General features: G+C 60.7%; 21 protein-coding genes, 1 tRNA gene and 3 pseudogenes. 20 read left to right on the plus strand and 5 right to left on the minus strand.

The annotated features are described in order from the left end of the window. Window positions 1-115 precede the first annotated feature (115 nt). The 6 genes and pseudogenes from ACVIIW_RS36240 to ACVIIW_RS36265 all read left to right on the plus strand — a co-directional run bounded on the left by ACVIIW_RS36240 (window position 116) and on the right by ACVIIW_RS36265 (window position 5080). Window positions 116-517: an amidohydrolase family protein gene (locus ACVIIW_RS36240; protein WP_456705408.1), complete on the plus strand. Its 402-nt coding sequence runs from the start codon at window positions 116-118 to the stop codon at window positions 515-517. Between the two features lie 697 nt (window positions 518-1214). After that, complete coding sequence (gene ligD / locus ACVIIW_RS36245) at window positions 1215-3086, plus strand: DNA ligase D (RefSeq protein ID WP_456705409.1); 1872 nt, start codon at window positions 1215-1217, stop codon at window positions 3084-3086. Between the two features lie 35 nt (window positions 3087-3121). Next, a pseudogene (locus tag ACVIIW_RS36250) lies at window positions 3122-3304 on the plus strand (IS630 family transposase); the annotation flags it as partial. Between the two features lie 782 nt (window positions 3305-4086). Further along, window positions 4087-4398, plus strand: a complete 312-nt coding sequence (locus ACVIIW_RS36255; RefSeq protein ID WP_456705410.1) for a DUF736 domain-containing protein — start codon at window positions 4087-4089, stop codon at window positions 4396-4398. A gap of 134 nt (window positions 4399-4532) precedes the next feature. Beyond that, window positions 4533-4839, plus strand: a pseudogene (locus ACVIIW_RS36260) (type II toxin-antitoxin system RelB/DinJ family antitoxin). Continuing rightward, window positions 4836-5080: pseudogene (locus ACVIIW_RS36265) on the plus strand (type II toxin-antitoxin system RelE/ParE family toxin). Before ACVIIW_RS36260 ends, ACVIIW_RS36265 begins: the two co-directional pseudogenes overlap by 4 nt. A 222-nt stretch (window positions 5081-5302) precedes the next feature. Here ACVIIW_RS36265 and ACVIIW_RS36270 read toward each other — a convergent pair. From ACVIIW_RS36270 to ACVIIW_RS36280, 3 genes are all read right to left on the minus strand, one after another. Then, entirely contained in the window at window positions 5303-6439 is a 1137-nt protein-coding gene (locus ACVIIW_RS36270) for an RHE_PE00001 family protein (protein ID WP_456705411.1), read from the minus strand. 355 nt (window positions 6440-6794) lie between these two features. Continuing rightward, the gene (locus tag ACVIIW_RS36275) at window positions 6795-7190 is read right to left on the minus strand and encodes a type II toxin-antitoxin system VapC family toxin (RefSeq protein ID WP_456705412.1); all 396 of its coding nucleotides are present in this window, start codon (window positions 7188-7190) and stop codon (window positions 6795-6797) included. Then, a complete protein-coding gene (locus ACVIIW_RS36280) occupies window positions 7190-7435 on the minus strand; it encodes a type II toxin-antitoxin system VapB family antitoxin (protein ID WP_456705413.1) in 246 nt (81 codons plus the stop codon). Before ACVIIW_RS36280 ends, ACVIIW_RS36275 begins: the two co-directional genes overlap by 1 nt. A gap of 1654 nt (window positions 7436-9089) precedes the next feature. Here ACVIIW_RS36280 and repA point away from each other — a divergent pair. The 3 genes from repA to repC all read left to right on the plus strand — a co-directional run bounded on the left by repA (window position 9090) and on the right by repC (window position 12776). Next, on the plus strand, window positions 9090-10310 hold the full coding sequence (gene repA / locus ACVIIW_RS36285; RefSeq protein ID WP_456705544.1) for a plasmid partitioning protein RepA: 1221 nt from the start codon (window positions 9090-9092) through the stop codon (window positions 10308-10310). Next, window positions 10310-11308: a plasmid partitioning protein RepB gene (gene repB, locus ACVIIW_RS36290; protein ID WP_456705414.1), complete on the plus strand. Its 999-nt coding sequence runs from the start codon at window positions 10310-10312 to the stop codon at window positions 11306-11308. The genes repA and repB overlap by 1 nt, the downstream gene beginning before the upstream one ends. Before the next feature lie 253 nt (window positions 11309-11561). Then, on the plus strand, window positions 11562-12776 hold the full coding sequence (gene repC / locus ACVIIW_RS36295) for a plasmid replication protein RepC (RefSeq protein ID WP_456705545.1): 1215 nt from the start codon (window positions 11562-11564) through the stop codon (window positions 12774-12776). A gap of 240 nt (window positions 12777-13016) precedes the next feature. Here the strand turns inward: repC and ACVIIW_RS36300 are convergent, their stop codons facing one another. Continuing rightward, window positions 13017-13217: a hypothetical protein gene (locus ACVIIW_RS36300; protein WP_456705415.1), complete on the minus strand. Its 201-nt coding sequence runs from the start codon at window positions 13215-13217 to the stop codon at window positions 13017-13019. Window positions 13218-14252: 1035 nt separating this feature from the next. Between ACVIIW_RS36300 and ACVIIW_RS36305 the strand changes: the two genes are divergently transcribed. From ACVIIW_RS36305 to ACVIIW_RS36345, 9 genes are all read left to right on the plus strand, one after another. Beyond that, window positions 14253-14564, plus strand: a complete 312-nt coding sequence (locus ACVIIW_RS36305) for a DUF736 domain-containing protein (RefSeq protein ID WP_456705416.1) — start codon at window positions 14253-14255, stop codon at window positions 14562-14564. Window positions 14565-14625: 61 nt separating this feature from the next. Next, entirely contained in the window at window positions 14626-14802 is a 177-nt protein-coding gene (locus tag ACVIIW_RS36310; RefSeq protein ID WP_456705417.1) for a hypothetical protein, read from the plus strand. Between the two features lie 446 nt (window positions 14803-15248). Continuing rightward, window positions 15249-16055: a ParA family protein gene (locus ACVIIW_RS36315; RefSeq protein ID WP_456705418.1), complete on the plus strand. Its 807-nt coding sequence runs from the start codon at window positions 15249-15251 to the stop codon at window positions 16053-16055. Continuing rightward, window positions 16045-17028: a ParB/RepB/Spo0J family partition protein gene (locus ACVIIW_RS36320; protein ID WP_456705419.1), complete on the plus strand. Its 984-nt coding sequence runs from the start codon at window positions 16045-16047 to the stop codon at window positions 17026-17028. Before ACVIIW_RS36315 ends, ACVIIW_RS36320 begins: the two co-directional genes overlap by 11 nt. Window positions 17029-17446: 418 nt before the next feature. Beyond that, complete coding sequence (locus ACVIIW_RS36325; protein WP_456705420.1) at window positions 17447-17965, plus strand: plasmid mobilization protein; 519 nt, start codon at window positions 17447-17449, stop codon at window positions 17963-17965. Further along, on the plus strand, window positions 17962-19035 hold the full coding sequence (locus tag ACVIIW_RS36330) for a relaxase/mobilization nuclease domain-containing protein (protein WP_456705421.1): 1074 nt from the start codon (window positions 17962-17964) through the stop codon (window positions 19033-19035). Before ACVIIW_RS36325 ends, ACVIIW_RS36330 begins: the two co-directional genes overlap by 4 nt. A 178-nt stretch (window positions 19036-19213) precedes the next feature. Further along, window positions 19214-19293, plus strand: a tRNA-Met gene (locus tag ACVIIW_RS36335). Window positions 19294-19802: 509 nt separating this feature from the next. Further along, window positions 19803-20546: a type II toxin-antitoxin system TacA family antitoxin gene (locus ACVIIW_RS36340; RefSeq protein ID WP_456705422.1), complete on the plus strand. Its 744-nt coding sequence runs from the start codon at window positions 19803-19805 to the stop codon at window positions 20544-20546. A gap of 3 nt (window positions 20547-20549) precedes the next feature. Next, the gene (locus ACVIIW_RS36345; RefSeq protein ID WP_456705423.1) at window positions 20550-21059 is read left to right on the plus strand and encodes a GNAT family N-acetyltransferase; all 510 of its coding nucleotides are present in this window, start codon (window positions 20550-20552) and stop codon (window positions 21057-21059) included. 570 nt (window positions 21060-21629) lie between these two features. Here ACVIIW_RS36345 and ACVIIW_RS36350 read toward each other — a convergent pair. Beyond that, window positions 21630-22937: a DUF2130 domain-containing protein gene (locus ACVIIW_RS36350; RefSeq protein WP_456705424.1), complete on the minus strand. Its 1308-nt coding sequence runs from the start codon at window positions 22935-22937 to the stop codon at window positions 21630-21632. Window positions 22938-23234: 297 nt separating this feature from the next. Between ACVIIW_RS36350 and ACVIIW_RS36355 the strand changes: the two genes are divergently transcribed. Then, window positions 23235-24032, plus strand: coding sequence for a type IV toxin-antitoxin system AbiEi family antitoxin domain-containing protein (locus ACVIIW_RS36355; protein WP_456705425.1), 798 nt, complete (start codon window positions 23235-23237; stop codon window positions 24030-24032). Further along, the gene (locus ACVIIW_RS36360) at window positions 24019-25062 is read left to right on the plus strand and encodes a nucleotidyl transferase AbiEii/AbiGii toxin family protein (protein WP_456705426.1); all 1044 of its coding nucleotides are present in this window, start codon (window positions 24019-24021) and stop codon (window positions 25060-25062) included. Before ACVIIW_RS36355 ends, ACVIIW_RS36360 begins: the two co-directional genes overlap by 14 nt. Window positions 25063-25095 lie beyond the last annotated feature (33 nt).

Raw genomic sequence — 25095 nt, forward strand, 5'->3', positions numbered from 1 at the left:
CCGGGCTCTTATACCGCTCGGCTACAGCCGTGGCACTAATGACGCGCGGTGGGATGGCTCACGAGACTAAGGGATTGCCCGTTTCGATATACGAACCACTTGGACCCGGCCAATCGTGGTCCCTTGTCGCCCTCCTCTTCCAAGCTCAAGGCCCCGGAGGCCGCCTCGCCATCGTAGTCGGCAGCCGCTTGCATCTGGTGTTCCTCTGTTGGACCCTGCAGCCTACTCCAAATTGCAGGCTCTCGTGCGCATCATGCGAGATTCTGGCGCGTTGCTAACGACCGGAACCGATTTGACCAACCCTTGGATAATTCCGGGCGAAAGCCTTCATCAGGAGTTTGAGTTGCTAGTGGCAGCCGGGCTTTCGCCATCCCAGGTGTCTGGCGAGAACGCCGCCCGCGCACTGCGCTCGAGGGACGTTGGCTTGATCGAGCCGGGAAGAGTGGCTGATCTCGTACTGCTTACGACCAATCCTTTGAACAACATCGCCAACACACGGTCGATCCAATGGTTATGAAAGGCGGAGAAATGGTTTCCCGTGGTCCTCCTCGATAGGCGGAGGCGATCGTAAGTCTGACGCTTGAAAAGAGAGATGGTCAGCGCCGGCATAGGATTATCCCGTCACGACATATTGCGCTGCCGCAAGGCGGCGCACTTATCGGTGGATCGCGCGGCCAGTCTATGAGTAAAGGACTAGCACTACTTTGGCAGATTCTTGATTTTGCCGTGCTTTATAGGATTCCCGAATCAATATTTCTCAAGCGTGTCATCGTCATCGGCACGATTCCCTGATGCTCATGACCGACGCATCGACAGCTGCGTCATCCGGACCCAGACGCCTTTGCGTGCCGAGGACTTCACCGCATCGATGAACTTCACGCCTGCCAGGCCATCCTCAACGGTCGGGAAGATGATCGCCGGATCGGGCTTTATGCGCCCGCAAAGTTCGATACCCGACCAAAATTCATCTCTCCTTGGTGGTTCCAGGGGACATGGCGCGCACTCGTCGGCAAGCGTGTCTCGGGACTGCAAGCGTCAGAACGGACCCTTGTCCCATACAAGCGCATAGGCGAGCCCGACGCCCGGCTTCGCGACAGGCGGCTAGACGCGACAAGGCCCAACGTGCCACCGGCCGACGAGCGGCCCTAGCAACGCGGTTCTGCCAAAACCCTCGAACACCAGGGAACGAATCAGCTTGACGGCGTTGAGTCCGCATGTGTGCCGTGGCGTTGCGTCAGTCTGGTTCGGGAGTATGGCGCGTCGCTGGCGCCCGCAAAGCTGCTATTCCAGGTTACGTAGAGCCGTGTGATCCCACGTTGCGCGAGCATGCGCCACGCGGGAGGGATTGGGCCTACGAGATCAAAGCCGACGGATACCGCGCGCAACTGCATCTTCAGGATCGGGTTGTCACCGTCTATTCTCGCACGGGGCTCGATTGGACCGAGCAGTTTTCCTCGATCGCAGCCGCGGCTCATAAGCTGAAGGCGAAGAGCGCGATCATCGACGGTGAGGCGGTCGTCTACGGCAGCAGCGGCCTGTCCGATTTCCAGCAGCTCCGGCGCGAGCTCGGCCCCAAACGCAGCGAGCGTGTGCGCTATCACGCCTTCGATCTCCTGTACCTCGACGGTTACGATCTGCGCGACGCGGCATATGAGGATCGCAAGCGTCTACTGCAGGAGCTTCTGAAGGACGCTCCGCACACCTTCATCTACGTCGAGGCTCTCGAGGCCGATGGAGACGAGATCTTCGCCAACGGCTGCAAGCTCGGCTTGGAAGGCCTCGTCGCCAAGCGGTTCGGTCGGCCCTACCGCTCGGGCCGGCAGGAGACCTGGATCAAGCTCAAATGTAAGAAGAGCGAGACGTTTCCGATCGTCGCGTTCGTGGAAAAACTGGGAGCACATCCGCGCAAGATCGCCTCGCTCTACGTCGGGCGGCGCCAGAACGGCAGGCTCGTCTACGCGGGCAAGGTTCGGACCGGGTACACGGAAACGAGCGCGCGCGAACTGCGCGAGCGGCTGGATCCGCTAATCCGGCGGACATCGGCCCTCGATGTCCGGATCAAAAAGCCGAAGGCGACTTGGGTCGAACCGGCGATGGATGTCGAAGTGGAGTATGGCGCGATCACAGATGACGGCCTGCTCCGCGAAGCAGTCTTCAAAGGGCTTCGAGACGATCTGGCATTGCGGAAGGTCAAAGCCCCCCGGCTTGTGCCCTCCTCTGTCGGACGGCCAAAGCTCGGCGTGCCCAAGGAAAACATCCTCCAGCTTCTTCCCGACGCGGTCGTGCCCTCCAAGGAACAGTTGACGTATTATTGGAAGCGAGTTTGGAAGAAAGCACTGCCGCATCTCGGCCACCGCCCGCTCAAGCTCGTGCGGCACGTGCACGGCACGACCTTTTACCACAAGGGGCCGCTTCCGAACGAGATTCCGGGGGGCGTGCATCAGCTTCGCATTCGGAAGCGCGAGGGTGGCGAAGGCACGCGCTTGTGGGTCAACACCCTTGATGGCTTTCTCGGACTGGTGCAGATGGGCGTCGTCGAGCTGCACCCGTGGAATTCAACCGTGGAGGACTTCGAGCACGCTGATCGCATCGTCATCGACCTCGACCCTGGCGAGGGCGTTGAATGGAAGGTCCTTACTGAAGCCGCGCTTGAGCTGCGCGCGCTGATGAAGCGCGAAGGGCTTGACACCTGGCCCAAGCTGACCGGGGGCAAGGGTGTTCATCTGATGGCGCCGCTCAATGAGCCAATACTGCACGATCAGGCGCATCGCATCGCGCGCGGACTTTGCTCCGAGTTCGCGGCGCGCAATCCCAATCGCTACACCCTTTCGGCGCAGGCAAATCGCAGCAACCGGATCTTCCTCGATTATCTGCGCAACGGACGCGGCACTACCGCGATCGGCACCTATTCGCCGCGGGCGCGCCACGGATTTCCGATTGCTGCACCTGTAACCTGGACACGCATCGAAAATGGGATCAGGCCGGACGCGTTCACAATGGAGAGCCCGCTCCGGGCGAAGAACGCATCGCCGCGGCTTTCGAGGACGAGATCACTCGCGCAGCGGACCCATTACTTCAAGGACTGATCGCGCACGCTTGTCCAGGCTGCTGGCGCCGGTGCCTGTCGCCATACTCGCCCGACCTCAACCCGACCGAAGAGCCAACTCCAAGATCAAAGTGGATGAGGCAAGCTCAGAAGCGCACCATCGAGGACAGTTGGAGTCGGTCACCTCATCCAAGAAATCCAGCCGTGCGAATGCGCCAATTATTCGCCAACTCCGGTTGTGCTTCAGTCAAAATGTGAAACACTCTAGCCGCGTCGCGTTTTCGTATTCCAGACGTCGACAAACAGCAGTCGCGCGCGATCACCGCCGGCGAGCAAGACGTCTGTCCCGGCCATTTCGCTCACGTTACCGGCTACGGGTTCGCCTGCTCGCAAACATTAAGCAGCCGTAAACGAATAAACGCCGTATGTGACTTTCGACATCTGAACAGAATTAGACCAAATGAGGGACCACTCAGGTGATCAAAATCGTTGACGACTAATCCGGCCTGCATGTCGTTCCTCCTTCGAGGAGGACGTCATTCTGACTTTGCACAGGTCGTCGTCGCTGTGCCGAGCAAATCGCGCTTGCGGCCTGCGGGTTCACTGTCGGGCCGCGTGGCTCTCTTTACGGCAGAGTAGCGCGCTTGCCCGTTTTGGGGTGTCGACCCGCAAGCCTGAGGAATTTAAAGATGTGTGGGGTGAGCGGTGATCGGGTTGTTTCGTCGGTCAAGGTTTCGATGGTCGACATTGTCGTGTTCCTCGGCCATTTCTTGTGGCGCACCCACGCCGTTCTCGATTGGCATGTCTGACCGAAGGGCGTCGTCGCTTGAGCGCCGCCTCGCTCTTACCCCCGCAACAGCCGGTTACGACTTTCTTCCCCTGGCCGCTGCGCGCCCATTCCTCGCGCAAGCCAAGAAAGTCGTGCCCTGGCTGCCCTCTACTGCGTGCCGGCCCCTTCGGCGTGCGGGTCGATCGCCTCCGGTCTGTCGCCAGCCATCGAGGCCGCGATGGGCGGCCCGGGAAACTGAAAGGACACGACAATGGCGACCATCGGCACCTTCACCTCGACCGGTAACGGCTTCTCCGGCACGGTTCGCACCCTCGCTCTCAATGCCAAAGCCAAGCTGGTTCGCGTCGAGAATCCCTCCGACAAGGGACCGCACTTCCGCATCTTCGCCGGCAATGTCGAGCTGGGAGCGGCTTGGCAGAAGAGCGCCAGGGACACCGAGCGCGATTACCTCTCGGTCAAGCTGGACGATCCGAGCTTCCCGGCTCCGATCTATGCCACCCTGATCGAGGTGGAGGGCCAGGACGGCCTACAGCTCATCTGGTCCCGCCCGAATCGGGATTGAGGGCCCACAGCAATGGCTCCGCCGAAAGGCGGGGCCATTTGCCCGCTGTCACAGCCTCGGCTCACGGAGCCGTGATAGTCTCTGGTGCATGTCATTCAAATGTATTTCATCTGGATACGAATAAGGAGGTCGCTATGGCTTCGAATGCCTGTCCAGACCCGCATCGATGCGGACGTGAAGGAAAAGGCCACTGCGGTTCTGGAAAACATGGGTCTCACGGTATCCGACGCCGTGCGGATCCTGCTGACGCGCACGGCCAATGAAGGGATGCTTCCGCTGGAGCTCGTGAGCAACAGCCAAGCTTACGATACCTGGTTTCGTGAGAAGGTGCGCCAGGCGTTGGCCGACACGCGGCCTGATATCGATGATTTCGAGGCCGAAGCGCATTTCGCACAACGCCGTGCCGCTGCGCTTCGAAAAGCGCCGGAGCAGGAACGGTGAAACTAGTCTGGTCGCGCTTCGCGTTGTCCGATCGCGACAGCATTTTCAGCTACATCGAGGCCGAGAATCCTCGTGCCGCGGTCCATGTCGACGAACCGATTGCGAATGCCGCGCGGCTTCCGGATAGCGGTCGGCCGGGGCGTGTCGCTGGGACGCGCGAGTTGGTCATTCCGCGTACTCTTATGTCGCGGCGTACCTGGTCGACGGCGATAAAAGTTTTGATTTCTTGCCTATGTCGTAGCTGGGCTACGATAAGTACGGTCAAACTAAGGCTCAAGCCCTCGTCTCGCGTGCCGGACGAATAAAGGCCTTGGTCAGCGTCTCGAGCCGGAGTTTTCGTCACACCCTCTGGCGCTGGAAACGGCCGCTGCTGGATTTCAACCGCGCGGCTTTTTTGTTGGTGCATTTTTAATTTGGACGAGACGGCCTTTCTGCCGAGCGTTCACAACACGGGCTTTCGCCTCTACAGGACGCCCCACGCCCGGTAGCGTCCGCGCCCGGTCGCCTCGCGCAGGCCGAGCTCGGCGACCAGGTTTTGGGCAGCACGGGGAGTGATCTGGAGTTCCGCCGCGATCATGCCCGCCGAAACGATCGGCCTCGTCAGCACGTAGTCGAGGAGAGCCGGCAGTTTTGAAGTGGTGCGACGGCCGGGGAGTTTTCGGGCGAGCAGGTTTCTGGTCATCAGCCAGCGGTCGTGATCCTTGCGGCCAGACTCGGCGGCGGCCGTCATGGCCTCGAGCTGCACGACCAAACGCGCTGCGGCCTCGCGTGGCCGCCGGCGCTCACGCGGAATGTTTTTCAGCCCAGCATGCAGGCACGGCAGATGGGATCGCGTTTTGCCGCGGTCCCTCAACAATGCTGCGGCGAGCAGGCGGCCGAGCCAAGGCGTGTGCTCGAGCGGTTCGATCTCACCCCAGGCGTCGGCGGCAATCGCCCCAGCCAGGGTCGGCGGCAAGCCGCGAGTCTGGTCGACCACATCGCGCCACTGATCGAGGCGTTCCTCCTCATCCCAGTCGGGATCGTAGATGAGAGAATCCCGCTCCGGCCGAAACCGAGTCTCGTCGGCAAGCCTCCGCTCCGCCCTGGTGTTCGCTGCGTCGACCGCGTCGAAAGCGGCGGCCAGATGGGGATCGGTCTCGCGGAGACCGAGGGGCAATTCGAGACCCACCTCCTCCCGCTCGCGAGCCTCGTCGATCTCAAAACCTCCCTCACCTTCCTTCCACTTGCTCGTCTCCTGCTCTCGTTCGCCCCGCCCGCGGAGGCTGGAGAGCCCTCGAGCTGACAACGCCCATTCGGGTTTCGCCTCGGCGATGCGCCGACGGGCGCGCAGCACGGCGTGGGCGCGAGTCAGCTCATGGGTAGGAGCGCGAACGTCCATGCCGGCATCGTGGAGCACGAGGTCATCGAGGTGGACAAGTTCGCCGTCCAGCCACAAACTGGCGCAGGCATCGGTGAAGTGTGTCCGGCTGATTGCGCCGTCACGGATTGGGCTTTTGGCCAGCCGCTCGTCGAAGCGAGCCACGGCGTCCTCGGCGGCAGCGAGCGGTCCGACGAGCTGGGCCCAAGGCAGTGGATCGGGGATTTTGTAGGTCGGCAGCAAGGCCCTGATAAACCTTAGGGAGAAGCAGCGAAACGGAAACTAACACGGCTTTAGCTTCCGTCATAGCGATGTCGGTTCCGGACAGTCCACGATTGAATTTCGGCTAGCAAATTAGCGCTTCGGCCGACCTCGACCCAGACTCTTCGCCGCGCTGGCGCCAAACCGCCGAGAAGATGCGCCGCTGGTCAGGTCCCCTGCCCTCTACCGGACGCCTTCGGCCGCCGTCCGCGCTCAGATGTCCTCGTTGGTCAGGTCGACTGTCCGAACGTCGCGGTCACGGCTATCGGGCTGGCTCCCCGCGAATCAGCGTTCATTACTTCTGCCACGCTCAGACTCGGTCCGATAGTAGCGCTTGTCAGGCCGCCTCGATGTCGGTCTGCGGAAAATCCGCGCCCTTGAACATCAACGGTTCGCCAAGATATCGGGCGCAGGCGTAGGCAAAACAGTCCCCGAAATTGAGCCGCGCCGGGTGTCGGCCCTTGCCGAAGCGGTCGAAGGCGTCGAGCGCGATGCGGGCTGTTTCGGGCGCAACGTTCACCATTTTAATTTCGATCAGCGCGAGATAACTCTCGACCGCTTCGGCCGCCGCGGTGATCGGCAGATCGAGCACGCGGGCGATAGCAATCGCCGCCTCCCAGACGGCCAGCGGCGAAGTCAGCCGGGTTGTGCTTTGCTGCACGCGGGCCAGCAACTCGCGCGCCTCATCTTCGTCGGTCAGCATCGCGGTGAGCGCCGAAGCGTCAATGAACATCAGGAATCCTCGTACAGGCTGTCGCGGAACGCCTTGTCAGCAGGCTTGCCGCTCTGCGGATTGCCTCTAGCCCGGAGATCGCGACAGAACTGTACGCCCAGGTCGACCAAGGTTGGCTTACCCTGCTCACGCTCCAGCTCATGGGCGAGCGCCGTATGCACGGCCTCGGTGAGGCCAATCTTCTTGAGCGCAGCGACCCTGCGTGCCAGCGCGTCGGTCTCGGGATTCTTAATATGGAAAGCCATCGGGCGCTCCTCTATCCGCCAACGTGTATCCTTATATAGCACGTCGGATACACCACTTGAAGGCCAACCCCAATTGCTCGCCAAGGCTTGCTCACGACGCCTAGCGGCATTCTGATGTTTGAGGCCGCCTTTGACTTTTCCTCGGACCAGTACGCTCAACGGTCTGTTTGGAATTTCCGGGGGTTCTGTGCTGCGTCCAGCCCCGTCGCGACGGCGGCCAAGGCTGTGCGACCTTGAGATTCGCTGGATTGGGTTGCCGGGTCCGGACTGGCCCCCTAGGGCGCGGAATGAATCTCTGCTTGAAAAGAGCGTCTGCTCTCCAGATTCCAACCGTGCACTTGAGGCTCAGAATTTTCACCGGCTTGTTGACCGCGGTCAACTTTTGATGGTCGGGCGCGCACAGGCAGGGCGTGTAGGTGCTATGATACCGAAATGCCAAAGCGGATGCGGGGGTCCTGCGGGCATGAGCTGCTGCCTTCCCTCCTCGGATTACGACGGTGTTCGGCTTTCTGCACCGAGCAAAAGTTGACCGCGGTCAACTTTCCAATGCACTACATTACGCGATCCTTCCCTCGCTAGACGTTGGTGCGTGGAGCCGTCCACATCTGAACCGGGTTGCAAAATCGGCAATCTGGGGCCAGGGGTTCTTTGACTAGCAGGCCTGAGCCGACCGAAAATCATAAACTCCGAGATTGGCCTGGCGGACATCTCCGATCAGAGCTGGGTGGGCATGATAAAAGCCTGCCGGCCCTTACCGCTGAATGCTCTTTGGAATTCGATTCTCATGGGGCGCATCGACCGCGGGCAGGCAAAAGATACGAGCGTCGCCTGGGCGGTCCGAATGAGCATCTCGAAAAATTCGCCTAGCAAAGAGTTTGGCTCGTGGTCATCGTCCAATTTCACACTGGCGCGAGACTAGATCCGAACGCCTTTTCGGTCGGCCGATCGATGATGGTGATGAGGTTCTGCGCTGTCTCGCCGTCCGCATGGCAACGTCTCGCAGTTGGCCCAGACGATGCGGGGAGAGCGGCCCGAACACTCGCCAAAGCGGGCTCAGCCCGCGAAGAAAGTTGGTGACGCCCCGTAGAGTTTGCACTTCACCGCTGCAACGGATCGGAAGTCTTCGATAGAAGCGATGCCGAGAAAAATGCCATCGCTCGCGATCCAAGATTTCCTTTCGCAGACAAAGACAGCATTGAGCTGGCAGCAGCCTATCGTTCGGCGGCAGAAATCTTCTATGCTTATCCATGGCTTCTGAACGTACAGGGCCTTCCACGGCAGCACGCTGGCGGCTTAGGAGGCGCAATTTTGTAGCCAAATGGGGCCGAGTGACCGCGTCGGGCAGGGGTGCTCAAGGTGTTCGACGTCGACCAGTCTGGCCGAGACCACTTCTCAGATAGGTGACGGCGATTGCGGGTGAGCTTCGCCGAACATGGGAGCGCCACGCACCGCATTGTTGCTATTCGTTGAAGTCGCGATGCATGTAGAACTCGGCCTTTGCGCGACTGGTTCGTTGGCCTAGCCCCAGCCGTCCCGTAGTCCTTAATCTCTCGTTAACCCTTTCTTCATTGCCGAGCGGTAGAGAATCGGAGTTACTAACGCCGAATGTAGAGTTTTCGGCAAAATGTCGTAACCACGAGATGCCGCCGTGTCTTTGACAGAACAAACTGTCGCCGATTATTCGGCGTTAAATGAGCCTCGCGCGATCCATGAACTGATCGCTGCGGACGCTCGCGAGCTATCCGCGAAACTTGTCGCCCACAGACTGAAACTCTTCCCGCCGAAAGCCGCAAAAACCTTACGTCGATTCTCGTCCGGCGAAGCGGCCAAGTTGATCGGCGTGAACGACTCCTATTTGCGGCAGTTGTCGCTCGAGAAGAAGGGGCCCGATCCCGAGATCGGGCCGGCCGGCCGACGTCTCTATTCCCTGGGCGACATCCAGGCCCTTCGGACTTATCTCGACGAGACCGGAAAGGCCTCGCGCCGATATCTGCCGACGCGCGGGGAAGGGGAGCATCTGCAGGTCATAGCTGTCGTTAACTTCAAGGGCGGTAGCGGCAAGACCACCAGTGCGGCGCACTTGGCCCAGCATCTCGCCTTGCAGGGATATCGCGTTCTTGCCGTCGACCTCGATCCCCAAGCGTCCTTGTCGGCTCTGCATGGATACCAGCCCGAATTCGACGTCGAAGAGAACGGCACCTTGTATGGCGCCATCCGCTACGACGACAGCCGACGCGAATTGAGCGACATCATCCGACGGACCTACTTCCCGCTCCTGGATATCGTGCCAGCGAACATCGAACTGATGGAATTCGAGCACGAGACGCCCAAGGCTTTGGCCCAGCGGCAGTCCGGAGATCCACTCTTCTTCGCAAGGGTGGCGACGGTGCTCGGGTCGGTGGAGGCGAACTACGACGCCGTTGTCATTGATTGTCCGCCCCAGCTGGGATTCCTCACGCTGTCGGCACTATGCGCCGCGACCGCAGTCCTCATCCCGGTGCATCCCCAGATGCTCGACGTGATGTCGATGTCGCAGTTTCTTCTGATGACCTCGGACTTGTTGGAAGTCGTCGCGAAAGCCGGCGGCAACATGAATTACGATTGGATGAGATATCTCGTTACCCGCTACGAACCCGGCGACGGTCCGCAGGCGCAGATGGTCGGCTTCATGAGATCGCTTTTCGGCGACCGCATGATCACAAACATGATGCTGAAAAGCACCGCAATCAGCGACGCCGGCATCACCAAGCAAACCCTCTACGAGGTGCCGCGCGAACAGTTCACGCGATCGACCTACGACCGCGCGATGGAGTCGCTCGACGGCGTCAATGGGGAGATCCAGAACCTCATGCAAGCGGCCTGGGGGAGAGCCTGATGGGACGCAAGAACCTACTCAGCGATCTGCTGAGCGATGCCAAGCCGGCCGCTCCTAGCGCGCCGCCGGCGGAGGAGGGGAGGGCACCCCACCCGACCCTCGGTGGGCGTGGCGTCGTCGGAGCCATGAGTCGGTCGCTTGAGCGATTGACGGCCGAGAGCGAAGCGGCGAGAGCGCTGGCCGATCGGTTCGCCAATGGCGAGACAGTGCTCGAAATCGATGCCTCGCTGATCGACGCATCTATCGTGCCCGACCGGATGCCTGGTACGGACGAGGAGCATGAGGCTCTGGTCCAATCGATCTCCGCCAACGGCCAGCTCGTTCCCGTTCTACTGCGTCCTCATCCAAGTCAGCCGGCCCGCTACCAAACGGCTTACGGTCATCGCCGGGTGCGGGCGCTGAAGGCACTCGGACGGCCGGTCCGTGCGGTCATCAGGAAGATGACCGACGAAGAGCTCGTGGTGGCGCAAGGCAAGGAGAACGGCGAACGGAAGGATCTTTCGTTCATCGAGAGGGCAATCTACGCCGTCACTCTCGAGGACCGCGAGTTCAAGCGTGACACGATCGGCTCCGCCCTCAGCGTCGATAAGACCGAACTTTCCCGCCTGATCTCGGTCGGTCGCGCCATTCCGCGTGCGCTGATCGAGGCAATCGGCCCCGCCCCGAAAACTGGCCGGAGACGGTGGATGGAGCTCGAAGCCTTGCTCCAGGGCAAGGATGCAATCGGCGACTTGGCGCCGCTGATCTCGAACCAGGCCTTTCGCAGTAAAGATTCCGATGCGCGCTTCCTTGCCGTATGCGCAGCGCTTGCGCCCAGGCCGCAGCGAGCGGAACCTGAGCCTTGGACATCTGCCGACGGCAAGGCAGTCGCCTCGATCGACCGCAAAACGGAAAAGACCACCCTTGCGGTAAACGAGAAGGTTGCCCCAGGCTTCGGCGAATTCGTCGTAGGACGGCTAGGTGAACTCTACGTGGAGTACCTCAAGGGAACTGCGTAAGCGCGCTTCCCGAGACTCCTTGAGAACATGGCGCAGCCAGCAAGAAGGCTTGCCGCGCGATCAGTAGGCGTATCGATTTTCAACAGAGGAGTAGAACGCAAAGAAAAAGGCCCCCGAAACGTCTCCGCCCGGAAGCCTTCTCTAACGTGTAAGCAGCCTTAGAGAATCACGGACGCGAATCCCAGTCAAGCGTATTTGCTGCGGTATCGATTCGCCGAGCGCTTTTTCTTTGCCTGAAAAGGCGAAGAACATGATCGACAGTCACCCAACGACGCCCTTCGGGCGGCGCGCGCTGACGCTTGCCATGATGGCGAGCCAGGCGGCCGCGAAGGCATGCCCTGAAGACAGAGTAGTTCACAAGTGGAAGATCTTCCGCGCGATCACCGATGCGAGGGAGCGGCTCGATATCTCGGATCGTGCGTTGACCGTGCTCAACGGCTTGCTGACGTGTCTACCGGAGACGGCTCTCACCCCTGGCAACCTCGTTGTCTTTCCCTCGAACGCGTCTCTGAGCGAGCGCACGCACGGGATGGCTGGGACCACGCTCCGCCGACATCTCTTCGCGCTGGTCAACGCGGGACTCATCATCCGCCGCGATAGCCCCAATGGAAAGCGATACGCTCGGCGATCTGGCGATGGCACAATCGAGCAGGCGTTCGGGTTCGATCTGACGCCGATCGTGGCGCGGGCCGATGAGTTCGATCGTCTGGCCGAGGAGGTAAGGATCGAGCGTCGCGCTGTCGCCTTGGCGCGGGAGCGTGTCTCGATACTCCGGCGGGATATAGCCAAGATGATTGCCGTCGCGGCGGAGGAGGGGGCCCAGGGCGACTGGGGGGATGTCCGGAGGCGCTTCGCAGGCCTCAGTGGCCGCTTGCCACGACTGGTCGGTCTAGGCCTCCTCGAACCTCTTGCCGAAAGCCTGGAGCGCCTTGCCGCAGAGGCGGGCAAGCTGTTGGATTCACATCTCTCTGCACAGAAAACGGACGGCAATGACAACCATTCTGGCGCGCACTATCAGAATTCAAATCCAGACCCCTTTATTGAACTTGAACCAGCCTCTCAAGAAGGCACGGGGCCGATCGGTGAGACCCAACCGGTGCCGGAGAGGAGGAGCCAACAGACGACGGGATTTCCGTTGGGGATGGTCCTCAAGGCTTGCCCTGACATCGCGATGTACTCGCGGACAGGGATCGGAAGCTGGCCCGAATTCATCGCGACGGCCGCGGTCGTTCGATCGGCGCTGGGGGTCAGCCCGAGCGCCTGGGAAGACGCCGTGGACGCGATGGGGGAGGGCGATGCAGCGGTCACCGTCGCCGCGATCCTGCAACGGTCGGCCGAAATCAAAAGTCCCGGCGGCTATCTACGGGGTCTGACGGCTAAAGCTAGGGCCGGGAACTATTCCATCGGACCGCAGATCATGGCGCTCTGGAAGAAGCAAAAGATTGCAAATCATGGACAGGCTTCCTAGCAGCGAGCGGGCGTTCCGACGCCCTGCGACTGGCGACTGCGTCTCAGGAACGGCGAGACGCGAACTGCACTGCGGGCGCGATTGAAGTGTTCGATGGTTCGATAGAAGCGATGCCGCTGCCGGAGGGCGCGGGAGGCGGTGCGATGTGAAGGAAGGAGACGGGGAGCGCCAGAACATAGAGTAACGGCGCGCCCACGATGTGGCGGTGAAGCAGCCCACGATCTGCACTGCGACCTTTCGCTAGGACTCGCCGGAGCCGGCGAACAGCACCGTTGGTGGCGTTGCGCGTTGCGGCGGGATGGACCGTCCGCCTGGTGATCCTGGTTTGCTCTTGAGATCGTATCGCTGGGCCAGGTCGAGTAGTCGCCGCCTGGTGAACGGGTCCGCGTTCTCGGCCAGATCGCGCGCCCGCTTCGCGAAGCTCCTATAAAAATCTTCCACGACGCCACCCCCGCAACATCACTGAAAACCGGATTTCAGTGCGGGACGCGCTCCGCGTCAAGCGGTCTGGTGCATACGGACAAGTTTTGGCGATCTACTTGTGCTCGCGGCGCACTGGGAGCTGGTTCCGGCAGGGAAAAACCATGACTCCGCTCTACCTGAGCCGGAAGCTGTGCCCGAAGTGCGGGAAACCGATGACGGTTGTGCCCACGACGTCGCGCCGGGCCGGCCGTGCTACGTCTGCTTGGCCTGCGAAGACGATCCGCTGCGCGATCCCGCTGCCCGGAAATGGGCGGAAAGCCGGCTGCGCCCGCCGGCTAAGTAACGTTCGAACCGAAATCGAGCCCGGCAGCCGATCTCTGTTGACGTCGATCGTGCTCACAACCCGCACCAATGCTGTGGCGTTGCAACCCGCACGCCGAGCTTCGTTCGATCGCGCGTGCCGGCGGAATCACCCCGGACTCGGCGGCCGGCAAGTCCAGCGACGCTACCATCTGTCTCACGCCTCGCCGGGCGGTCGCATGGATGCGTAGAGCGGGGCGTTGAATCCACCTGGCGAGACAGGTCACTAGCCTCTTTATCGATCTTGCGACGGCAACTTCGACAGGGGCGCCGACGTTGCTGACAGCGACAAGCTCCATCGCGGGTGATGACTCGGCGCCGAGCTGGCCTGCTCAGGGTGATCTGCGCTTTGTTACTACGCCGTTGCCTTGAAATCCGAATGGCCGGACCGACTCGGGCCGCCTGTTTTCATTCCACGTGTTTTCGCGAAGGGCGCACCCATCTGCGTCCTCGATGGAGGCTGGTCTGACCGAAGGTCGATCCCGCTTTGCGGGCTCTCGATCTTGTCCCTGCAACGCCCGCCCTCGACTTTCTTCCCCTGGCGCTGCCCGCCATTCCTCGCGGTCCAAGAAAGTCGCTGCCGGCCGCCCTCCATTCATTTCGGCCCTCCGGGTGCAGGTCGATCGCCTCCGGTCTCACGACCGCCATCGAGGACGCGATAGGCGCGCCCGAGAAAACCAAGGGAATGAGACAATGGCTACCATCGGCACCTTCACCTCCACTGGCAATGGCTTCTCCGGCGCGATCAAGACGCTAAACCTCAACGTCAAGGCCAAGCTGATCCGCGTCGAAAATCCTTCTGACAAGGGACCGCACTTCCGCATCTACTCGGGCAACGTCGAGTTGGGTGCGGCCTGGCAGAAGACCGCCAAGGACACCGAGCGTGACTACCTCTCCGTCAAGCTGGACGATCCGAGCTTCCCCGCTCCGATCTACGCCACCCTGACCGAGGTCGAGGGTACGGAACGCCTCCAACTGATCTGGTCCCGGCCGAACCGGGACTGAGCCTCCCAAGAGGGCTCCGCTGCGAGGCGGGGCCTTCTTCCCTTCGAATGGAGAGAAGCTCATGACGGTCGACACCATCGAGGAACTACGCGCCGAACTGCGCGACTGCCTGTTCGGTCCCGCGGAGCGCAAGGCGCTCGAAGCGCAACTCGTCGAGCTGATCCGGCAACGCAACCAGCCAACCACGTCCGGCGACGCATGGCCCGCCGATCAGCGGTTTTCCACCGCCGGGGCATAGCCACGGCGTCGCTTTGTTCGCTCGAGCCGGTCAAACGCCTCGCCGAGCATCAGCAGGTTGATGTCGCATTTGCGCCCGAGGGCGCCGCGCGGTTCTTACCGTCGTCCAGCTTTGGTCGGCGTCGGCTCCGTCTCGTCTCCCAAACTATACGGAGATTGCGAGGTGACGCTGCCTCAGAACGTGTTGGTTTGAACCAACAGGGCTAGTGGCACACGCATTTGGCTTTCGTTGTCTTGCGTCAACTCCGGTGTGCGCCTGTCCAATCATGCGAACTGACTGCGCGCCCGATGTGGCTCGGTCCCACCTGACTCTTCTGGCAGGGGATTTTGTGCCTGCTTTCAGGATTCTGCTGGTTCGCCATGGGCGTTGGTTCAAACCAACACCCAGGATGAAGAGGCCGGTCAAGTCAGGACCGAGCCGGCAGCCGAAGCACGGTCTGGAGGAACATGGATGGAACGGGCGCAGATGGTTGCACCAAGGTCGGCCCGGTGAACACGATCGTCATCAACAACCAAAAGGGCGGCGTCGGCAAGACGACCCTTGCCGTGCATCTGGCCTGGTTTATGGCGGAAGCGGGCCGCCGGGTTCTGATGATCGATGTTGATGCGCAGGGCAACGCGACCGACACGCTCAAGCAGCATACAGGGTCGATTTCGGCGGCCGCCCTCTTCAAGCCGGCGACCCGGTTTGTCGCTGGGGAAAACAACGGCATCACACTGGCGCCGGCCGACAGCTCTTTGACGGATATCGATCGCGGCAATGCTGCAGCTGTCATGACCCTGCAGCAGAATCTCGCTGAGGCCGCCGGCCGCTTCGATGTCTGCGTGATCGACACCCCGCCATCGCTTGGCCTTCGCAGTGTCGCTTGTTTGGTCGCCGCCTCGCATGTGTTGGCGCCGATTTACCTGGAAGATTATTCCGTAAAGGGCGTCAAAGCCCTGATGCAGACCGTGATCGGTGTGCAACGACGCTACGCTCGTCAGGACACGCGATTCCTCGGCCTGCTGCCGTCGAACTTTAATACCAAGTCGCCGCGTCAACGAACGCACCTAGAGCAGTTGTTGCGCGAAGCGGGCAAGTACGTGTTCCCAGGTCAGATCGTTGCACGGGACGGCTATGCCGAAGCCGTTGCGGAGCGGGTGCCGGTGTGGAGCTTGAAGCGTCGCTCGGCGCAAGAAGCCGGTCGGGAAATCCGCGCGGTTCTCGCCAAGATCGTGGAACGGCTTGATCAGGAGACGACGAATGACGCTTGATCTCAGCTTCAAGGAGCTCGTCGACGTCGCTGCAAACCCTGGCGGCGTAACCGGACGGCCGCTTTTGGTCGCAATCGGCTGCATTGACGAAGACCCCGATCAACCACGCCGCACCTTCGGCGAACAGGAATTGGAGGAGCTCTCCCAATCGATTGCCGAACATGGCGTGCTGCAACCCATCGTGCTTCGCCGTTCTAGTCAAGATGGACGCTACGTCATCGCCATGGGCGCGCGCCGGTACCGCGCCGCGCAGCGCGCCGGGCTGCGAGAAATGCCCGCGTTCATTCAAGACGTCGATTTGCCAGACCGATACGCTCAGATGATCGAGAATATCCAGCGCGATGATTTGCGCGTGCCTGAGATCGCGAGGTTCATCGCAGACCGATTGGACGCCGGCGATACCCAGGCGGAGATCTCGCGCAAGCTCGGCAAGCCAAGAGACTGGGTGTCGCGTTACGCATCGGTCCAAGGTATGCCGGACTTCCTTCGGGCACGGCTTGAGGGCAGTTCGATCCGTGCTCTTTATGAACTCTATCAGGCCTGGCGCACGCACCCCGACGAGATCGAGCGCCGATGCGCGACGCAGGACAGCTTTACCGACGCACAGGCTCGACAACTGGCCCGGGACGTTCGCGGGGAGGGCGTCCGGGCCAATCCACGGAACGAATTACCGGGTGGGCGACTTCGATCCGAAAACTCCGCTCCCCTCCCGGAAGCACTGCTCACGCGCAACGTGGCGGACGACCGCGAAGCGGCAACGGAGCATCAGCCAAAAACTCGCGTCGTTTCGCAATCGAAACCGGCAGCGTCGCTGGCAATCAGGGTTCGGTATCAGGATCGGACCGGGCAGCTCGTTGTCGATCGACCCGCGACCCAGGGCTCCCGTCACGCCGTGGTGTTGGTCGATGGTGCGGACAAAGAAGAGGAGTTTCCGGCGTCGGCGCTCAGCATCGAGGAGATCCTGTCGAGATGAACTCGTTCGACACTTTCGCTGCCGCGGCGACAGACTATCGGCGTGCGCCGGCGGAGCGACTTTCCGATCCGAAGGATGGCGCGTTAGCGCGGCAGCCGAAGGCCGAACGCGCTCCCCACAGCGCCGTAGAGAGGCCGCAGGCTGCTGGAAAGTCGCGGTCCACAGTGCCGGTGTCAGTTAGTGCCTTCGTTTCCTGGCTTGCCGGCGGATCGGTCTTCGCGATGCCTACTCCGCCAAACGAGCGCCCCGAGCAGAGTTCGGCACAGAGGGCAGGGGCCCTCGATCGCCTTACATTGGCGAGCGTTGAATGCAGAGAATGTTGGTTTGAACCAACATCAAGGGACAAATTTTTTGGCTTTCTAGTGCAGGATAGGCTTCGCGCCAGCGATGTATTACATCGCAATTGGGATTGAAGTGCATGGCTCTGATCTCGCTTCGCGTCTCCGACGAAGTCGCGGCGCAGTTCTCCGCTTTTGCGGCTACCCAAGGCGGCAAATCCGCGCTGCTGCGGCGTCTCATTGCTGAGGCCCTAGCTGCACCAGCGCCGCGCATCCTGGCGTTGCCTATCGGACGACCGGAGAAGGTGACGGTGCGGTTTCGCGAGAGCGAGATGCGGCAGCTCGCGGAAGTCTCGCATCAGCGCGGCATGACGCGAACCGGTTGGATCGTCGCGCTGGTGCGCTCACGGCTGGGGTCGCCCGTGCAGCATTCCCCGAACGAGCATGAGGCGCTCCGCGCGATCGTTCGCGAGCTCAACCGGATCGGCGGCAACATCAACCAGATTGCGCGTGCCGCAAACACGAGTGTGCTGCAGGGCAAGGCGGTTGAGCCGGATCTATCAGCAATTCAAGAGGCCAAACTGGTCATCGAAAGAGAGCTCGCGCAATTGCGTGGCACGCTGCACGGCAACGCCGATTATTGGGATGGACGGCGATGAGCCGGCGCTCGCCGCGGCCGACCGGGCTAGCCTCCGATCTTCCGCCGATCTCGTATGTCTGGGAAACGCCCAATCGGCGCCCACGGCGGGCCGAGTGGGATATCCCCGATCCGGCGGTTCCCGGCCGCTTTACGCCGGCGATGCGTGCAAAGCTCGAGCGCCTCGTGCGCCGAGCACCAGAGGTGATGGTCAAGATCACCGGTCGCACCAAGGACGTGGCGCATCTCAAGTCGCACCTTGCATACATCACGCGAAACGGCGAGCTCGATGCGGAAACAGAACAGGGCACGTCGCTGACGGATCGTGCCGGATTGAAAGACCTGCAGCAACGCTGGGAGGATGATGCCGGTCTCGACGACAAGCGCCGCCGCGATGGATCGCTTTCGATCAACATCATTCTGTCGATGCCGGCCGGTACTGATGCCATCGCACTCAAAGATTCGGCCCGGGCGTTTGCCATTGAGACATTCGGCTATAATCACGACTATGTCTTCGTCCAGCACCTCGACAACAAGCATCCCCATGTGCACTTGACCGTTCGGTCTTTGGGCCAGGACGGCAAGCGCCTCAACCCCCGGAAGGCGGATCTTCAGGCCTGGCGGGAACGGTTTGCGGGCGAACTCAGGCTTCGAGGGATCTCGGCGGAGGCAACGCCGCGGCGCACCCGTGGACGGATTCGAAAGGCCGATCGCGGGGCGGTCCGCGCGATGCGCAAACGTAAGATCACGCCCGAGGTTGATCGGCTCGCCCGTAAGGAGGTGCTTTCGGAAGTGAGGGGTGGCAGGGCCGCCAAGCATCCTTGGGACGAACAGATTAAGTCCCGTCAGGACGTCATCCGGCGTCGATATCTCGATTATGCCGCCGAGCTGCAGCGCTCTGAAGCGCCAGCAGATCACGAGTTGGCTCGCCAGGTTCGCCAATTCGTCGACGACATGCCTGCTCTCGAAACCCGACGACATGCACTGAAGAACGAGCTTTCGGAGTTGGCCGCTAGCCGGCGTCGAGACGCGAAGCAGGACGTTGATGCAGTGGGGCACGACAAAACACGAGGCGACGAGCCGACCCGATAGGCGAGTGGGGGAATGATAATCCGGGGTAGGAGGTTCCGGTCCCTCCCCGACCAGATCCAGCGTAATCCCTTGATTCCCAGACTTGGTCGCGATCGACGCTTCGATGCGAGCGATGTCCGTTGACGTTCCGGAAGCTTGGTCAACCAATCGCGCTTAAACCGCGGTCAGTGTCTTCCTATGCGGGGAGGACTTGGGCGGTGTTAATTCGTCAGGCTCATAACCTGAAGGTCATAGGTTCAAATCCTATCCCCGCAACCAAATAACCCACTGATACAACTGGATTTCTTGAGAAGGCCGCTCAGAGAGCGGCCTTCTTGTGTGTGGGCGGTAGCCACCGAGTAGCCACGGAGCGGGTGTGCGAGCCATCTGCCCCCGTCCTCACTGCTGCTTATGGGGTATTGGGGCTCGGCTCGTTCAGGATTTGAGAGCCACGTAGTCGTCGGAAAATCGCCTCTGGTTGCCATTCCGCTCGCAAGGCGAAAGCTTCGAGTCTCAGTTTGAATTTATGCCGTCCAAGTGCGGTGGCGCCTTTCCGGAGGGACGGCAAAGGAAAGCAGCTTTGGCTCGCACTCCGAAATTTTTACGTGAACGAATTTCAGGCAAAAATCGAGCTTGTCTAAAAGCTCTTCCGCCGCTGCTACTACGTCCGACATCCCGGAAAGTGAGCGATGATGGTAAACCGCGTTTCTTGCCTCGCGCACCTTCTCAAACTTCGCACTGAAATCAGCGGTGCTGAGGGGATGGAATCTCGATGAAAAAACTGACCAATGGTCCTCAACAAGCTGTCTGATATGGTTCAGATGGCAATCATGCATGAACTCATATCCATTCAACATCCCGTCGATAGGGCCATTTGGGAATTTCTTCCCTTCAATGTCCAAGATTACGGCGCCAATCCGGAACGCTGCATGTCGCGCCAGCGGGACGGTTCCGATGTGGGTAATATTTTTAGCCCGACCACCCCGCTTAAGCTCTTCGTAAATGGCCCGCCACCATCTGGCATGCTTGTAATGATGCTCCAAAGTAACCGCGACGGTGGAGCGCAGCGCGTTTTCAAACGAATGAAAGACAGGGAAAAGCTGCGCATGAACGTCAGCTCCGGCGCGCTCTCCAACTGCAACGCCTCGAGGAGCTGCTCGCGATCAGCATCATCCGGTATTGTATTTTGCGCTACAATCCCTTATCTTGGGCGTGCATGGAAGGAGGTGGCAATGGCTAGTAGCGTAGAGCGTAAGGAATACCCGATCTCGATGCGTCTGCCGGAGGCAGACGTCGCGATGATCGACCGTGCTGCGAGCTTGCGTGGACGCTCGCGCACCGACTTCGTGCGCGATGCTGCGGTGAGGGCCGCCGAGGAAGTCGTGATGGAAAACCGCCTCATCCGCATGACCCCCGAAGGGTTCGAGGAATTCATGGCGGTCCTGTCTGCTCCCGCCGTGCCGGTTCCCGAAATGGTGGAATTGGCCAAGAGGCCTGCGCCCTGGGAGCCCGGCTACATCGCAAAGCAGTGAGCCGTGGTCCTATCGGCTCCCGAACCACTGACTGCCAGCCACGATGTATCCGAATTTTCGTGCGGCAAGCCGACACTCGACCATTGGCTTAAGACCCGCGCGCTCTCCAATCAGGAGAAGGGTTTCACCGCCGTGCTTGTCGTTCATGAGGCGGGGCGTGTCGTTGGGTACTACGGTCTTGCACCGACGGCGGTCGTACCATCGGTGCTTCCACGAGCCATTCGCACCGGACAGCCGCCTGATCCGGTTCCGTGCCTGCTGCTCGGACAGCTTGCCACTGACACCCGCTGGGCTGGACTCGGCATCGGCACGGGTCTCGTAAAGCACGCGCTCCAACGCTGCGTGCGGGGTGCAGCGTTGGTCGGCGGTCGCGCGCTCATGGTCAACGCCGTCGATGCCGAAGCCGCCGAGTTCTGGAAACGGCGCGGCTTTGTCGCGTCGAGGGACGATGCTCTCATCCTTTTCCGATCGATCGCAGCGATCGCCGCTTCGGTTGCGGCTGAACAGTCATAGGAGCGCAGATTGAACGATCCAATCGTGCGGGGCGACTATGGGACATCATGAGTCCCATGTTCGCGTTCAATATCGGCATGAGCCTCTTTCTTGAACGCAAGCAGCGGAAGCTAGTCCTGATCGATAACAAGACGGACACGCCATTCCATCACCGGGGATCAGCCAATCATAAACTTGCGCGGAGACGGCATCCGGCCTCCGACTGAGCTCTGTTTTTATTATCCGGTCTCTCCCCGTTCGGCCCTTCTGCTGCCGGAAGCCAATGAACAGCCCGCCTTCTCGTCCGCGAGCCTGACTGCGGCGCAGGTTGGAGAGCTAAATCAGGAGATGCGTCGAGCCTCTCACAGTCAGCTCTTTGGGCAGACCAGGGATTCGTTGCTTCTCGTAAAGGCCTAGCATCGTTGTTGGAGCTGTTTAAAAGTGAATGACGAGAGGGCAAGGTTCGGCGTGCAATGCGACCGCGAACTGCCCGCTTCTGGTTACGCGCTTGACGTGAACAGCCGGCCGAAGTCTGCATGCGATCCTGGGCGGCTCGCGCGCGGATGCACTGTAAACAGGCTGGGAGAGGGATCATCCAGCTTTTCGTTCGACCTCAACAGCGTTCTCCAACAACGGAGTATCTAGGCTGGGAATATCCGGCATGGCCTTACCGGCAATTGCCTGCAGGTCGCCGACCATGCCTACGGTCGAATCGATGACGGCCAGGATTTGAGTTTCCCGCTTGGCCCATTGCCGGCCCATAAACTTGCGCTCCTTGTCGAGATCCTCGCGCATATCGTTGAATTTCTCGACGACAGCTTCGACCCGCTGCCGAAACTTCGTGCCGGTCAAGTAGTGATAAACCTGCTCCATCTTCGTCTGTTGTCCCTGCTGCACCATGCGGGAACTGCAGACATCGATGAGTGCCTGACGAAGAGCGACCGCTACGGGGAGGGCGCAGCGTGGATGCGCAACCCACACACCGTCGACCAAGTCGAATTGCTCGACATGCTTCGGCAACGTATGCGAGATGATCAGAGCGACGTCGGCGCCGGAACGACGCTGGTCGTCGCGCAATTTGGCGAGCCACCCGTCACTCCACGCCTTGGTGCGCTTGGTTTCCCAAAGGATGATGCCGGCAGATTGGCCAATAGCACCATTCACCTGTTGGATAACGTCCGCCCCAAGCTCACCTTTGCCAACCGGCTCAATCGAATCGGTTGGAAAACGTCCGCGGAGAAGCTCTTCGAGCTCGACCTCGAGAACCTCCCCTTGAGATTGCTGTGATCCCTGTTCGGCCTTGCGCTTAAGCTCCTCGATCGTGCGTGTCATCGACTCGATGGTCTGGTCTTTTTCGGCAACGCGCAAGCGCGCAGCCTCGTCGGCTTCCTGCCTGGCCTTGATCTGGATTTCACTGATTGAGGCCTGGACGCGCTTCTCTATCGTCAGGTCGAACTCGCGCTTTTCCTCTTCGAGCGCCCGCTGCTGCCGCATCAGTTCAGCCTGCTGCTTTTGGGCCTCGGCGAGCTTCGCGTTGTTGGAGAGCAGGGTGGCTCGTAGCTCCGCAGCTTCGGCCTCCTTCGCCTGCAGCTCGGCCGCGGCCGCCTCCCGCGCCTTCTTGCTTTCGGTCGCGACCAGCTGGGCGCGTTCGGAAGTCAATCGCTTCGCAACCTGGCCTTCGATTTGCTCGCGGTCCTTCGCTACCTGCTCGCGTTCCAGCCGCAGCGCCTCGGTCTTGCGCTCCATCTCGGCATCTTTGTTGGCCAGTTGTTGTTGAAAGCGCTGACGGGTTTCAGCGAGGAGGGGGGCCGCCAGCGACTCAGTCAGCCGGATCTCGTGATTGCAGTTGGGGCAATGCAGGGTCGCCTCGTGCGAAGCGCCGGTTGCTTTGAAACTCATGAATTCCCTTCCATCATTGCAACCGGATTGAACATGATCTGTGCGCGATTGCGATGTCGCTCGGCTCAATGTCCACATACGCGTCGTCGATTTCGACTTGGCCGGCGGGTTTTCCACCGACATGTCGATCTACCCGAACGCTTTCACGGAGGAGCTCAAATTAGAACAAAAAGGGAACAGATGTCAATTTTGTATCCGAATGAGTTTGTGTTTTTGTGATTTTACTTAGTCTGACTGCGGAAAATTGACGTAACTTAAACCTCGCGTGCGGTTTGAAAACAGCTAATTTTACTTAGTATGGCTGAGCAAAACGACAGAAAGCTAAACAAACTCGAACGAACCCTCCCGCAGGGGCTTCTCGTCGATGCCGCCTGGATGGAACGGCATGGATACTCCACCAGCCTGCGCAGCCAATACGTATCGGCCGGCTGGCTCGTTCAGCCGGCGCGGGGAACCTTCAAGCGCCCGCTCGGCGAAGTCTCCTGGCAGGGTGTGGTCGTTTCGCTCCAGCGACTGCTCGGCTCCGATCTCATCGTCGGCGGACGTACCGCCATGGAAGCGCAAGGCCTCGGCCACTACTTGAGCCAGAGGGGCGCTACGACCGTACATCTATATGGAACGCAGTCCGCTCCCGGCTGGCTCGGCAAACTCCCGCTCGAACAGAAATTCCGCGTTCACCGCACACAAAGTCTATTCAAAACGCACGGGAGCAAACCCGGATCAAAGTCGGGGACGACGCGGGAAATACAGGGACCATTCGACTGGCCTCTCACGGTATCGACGCCCGAACGTGCGTTCCTCGAACTGCTTGACGAATTGCCCCGCCACGAAAGCTTCCATCAGGTTGATGCACTGGCGGAAGGCTTGAGGAGCCTGAGTCCCCGGCGGCTGCAAACGCTTCTGAACGACTGCAAAAGCGTCAAGGTCAAACGACTGTTCTTCTGGTTCGCGGAGCGACATCAGCACGCCTGGCTCAAACAGATCGACAGGTCGAAAGTCAATCTCGGCGCGGGAAAGCGCATGCTCGTCAAGGGCGGCAAACTCGACACCAAATACCTCATAACCATCCCAGACGACCTCAATGCCCCTGTCTGAAAAATTCCGGCATCAGGTAGCCTTGTTGATCGAGACGATTCCGTTCGTCGCGGCGGAGCCCGATTTTGCGCTCAAGGGCGGCACCGCCATCAATCTCTTCCACCGCGACATGCCGCGCTTATCGGTCGATATCGACCTGACCTATGTGCCGGTGGCTCCGCGCCCCGAATCTCTTGCCGCGATCGATGCGGCGATGAAGCGCATGGCGGCGGCCATCAGGAAAGGATTGCCGGGCGCACGGGTGACGGAAGTCGTCAACGCTCGTGAAAAGATCGTCACCAAGCTGACCGTCCAGAAAGGCGATGCGCAGATCAAGATCGAGGTCACGCCGGTGATCAGGGGCCGCGTCTTCGAGCCGCAGCTGCGTGACGTGTCGCCGAGCGTCGAAGAAACGTTCGGCTTCGCACAGACGAAAGTCGTTTCGTTCGCCGATCTATACGCCGGCAAGCTCGTCGCGGCGCTCGACCGGCAGCATCCGCGTGACCTCTTTGATGTCCGCGATCTGCTCGCCAACGAAGGCATCACAGACGATCTCCGCAAGGCGTTCATCGTCTACCTCATTAGCCATGACAGGCCGATTTCCGAGGTCGTGGTTCCTCGTCGCAAGTATATAGAGCACGAATTCACGCACGGCTTTGAGGGCATGACCGCCGACGAAGTAACCCTGGACGAGTTTCTCGAAGCCCGGGAAACGCTGATCGGCCGAACTCGCAGGAAAAATGCCGCAAGCTCACAAGGATTTCCTCGTAGAGTTCAAACGCGGCGAGCCGGATTGGAGCCTGCTGGGCGTCCCCGGCGCGGCGGAGCTGCCGGCGGTGCGCTGGAAGCAGATCAATCTGGACAAACTTCTTGCCGAGCACCGGGCGAAGCTCGTGGCGCAGCTCGAGCAAGTCTTGCGCAACGCCTGAGGTCGGAGGAGGGGATCTCCATCAAGTACGCGCGGCATCTTGTTCAGAGAACATCTCCAAGGAGGCGCCGCCACCCAACAAGCTTGGAGCTTGGGAGCTCAGTTGAGCCGGTTATCGCCTGACCTCGGCTGTCTCGGAGCCTGCATAAAAATTCT

Source organism: Bradyrhizobium sp. USDA 4449 (genome assembly GCF_054056275.1).

What these genes read in the sequence shown, in the direction of transcription:
- ACVIIW_RS36360 (WP_456705426.1), top strand. Translation starts at nt 24,019, where the DNA reads ATGCCCCTGTCTGAAAAATTCCGGCATCAGGTAGCCTTGTTGATCGAG.
- ACVIIW_RS36275 (WP_456705412.1), bottom strand. Translation starts at nt 7,190, where the DNA reads ATGTTCATTGACGCTTCGGCGCTCACCGCGATGCTGACCGACGAAGAT.
- ACVIIW_RS36305 (WP_456705416.1), top strand. Translation starts at nt 14,253, where the DNA reads ATGGCTACCATCGGCACCTTCACCTCCACTGGCAATGGCTTCTCCGGC.
- ACVIIW_RS36255 (WP_456705410.1), top strand. Translation starts at nt 4,087, where the DNA reads ATGGCGACCATCGGCACCTTCACCTCGACCGGTAACGGCTTCTCCGGC.
- repB (WP_456705414.1), top strand. Translation starts at nt 10,310, where the DNA reads ATGGGACGCAAGAACCTACTCAGCGATCTGCTGAGCGATGCCAAGCCG.
- ACVIIW_RS36350 (WP_456705424.1), bottom strand. Translation starts at nt 22,937, where the DNA reads ATGAGTTTCAAAGCAACCGGCGCTTCGCACGAGGCGACCCTGCATTGC.
- ACVIIW_RS36310 (WP_456705417.1), top strand. Translation starts at nt 14,626, where the DNA reads ATGACGGTCGACACCATCGAGGAACTACGCGCCGAACTGCGCGACTGC.
- ACVIIW_RS36315 (WP_456705418.1), top strand. Translation starts at nt 15,249, where the DNA reads ATGGATGGAACGGGCGCAGATGGTTGCACCAAGGTCGGCCCGGTGAAC.
- ACVIIW_RS36340 (WP_456705422.1), top strand. Translation starts at nt 19,803, where the DNA reads ATGGTCCTCAACAAGCTGTCTGATATGGTTCAGATGGCAATCATGCAT.
- ACVIIW_RS36280 (WP_456705413.1), bottom strand. Translation starts at nt 7,435, where the DNA reads ATGGCTTTCCATATTAAGAATCCCGAGACCGACGCGCTGGCACGCAGG.
- ACVIIW_RS36325 (WP_456705420.1), top strand. Translation starts at nt 17,447, where the DNA reads ATGGCTCTGATCTCGCTTCGCGTCTCCGACGAAGTCGCGGCGCAGTTC.
- ligD (WP_456705409.1), top strand. Translation starts at nt 1,215, where the DNA reads ATGTGTGCCGTGGCGTTGCGTCAGTCTGGTTCGGGAGTATGGCGCGTC.
- ACVIIW_RS36330 (WP_456705421.1), top strand. Translation starts at nt 17,962, where the DNA reads ATGAGCCGGCGCTCGCCGCGGCCGACCGGGCTAGCCTCCGATCTTCCG.
- ACVIIW_RS36320 (WP_456705419.1), top strand. Translation starts at nt 16,045, where the DNA reads ATGACGCTTGATCTCAGCTTCAAGGAGCTCGTCGACGTCGCTGCAAAC.
- ACVIIW_RS36355 (WP_456705425.1), top strand. Translation starts at nt 23,235, where the DNA reads ATGGCTGAGCAAAACGACAGAAAGCTAAACAAACTCGAACGAACCCTC.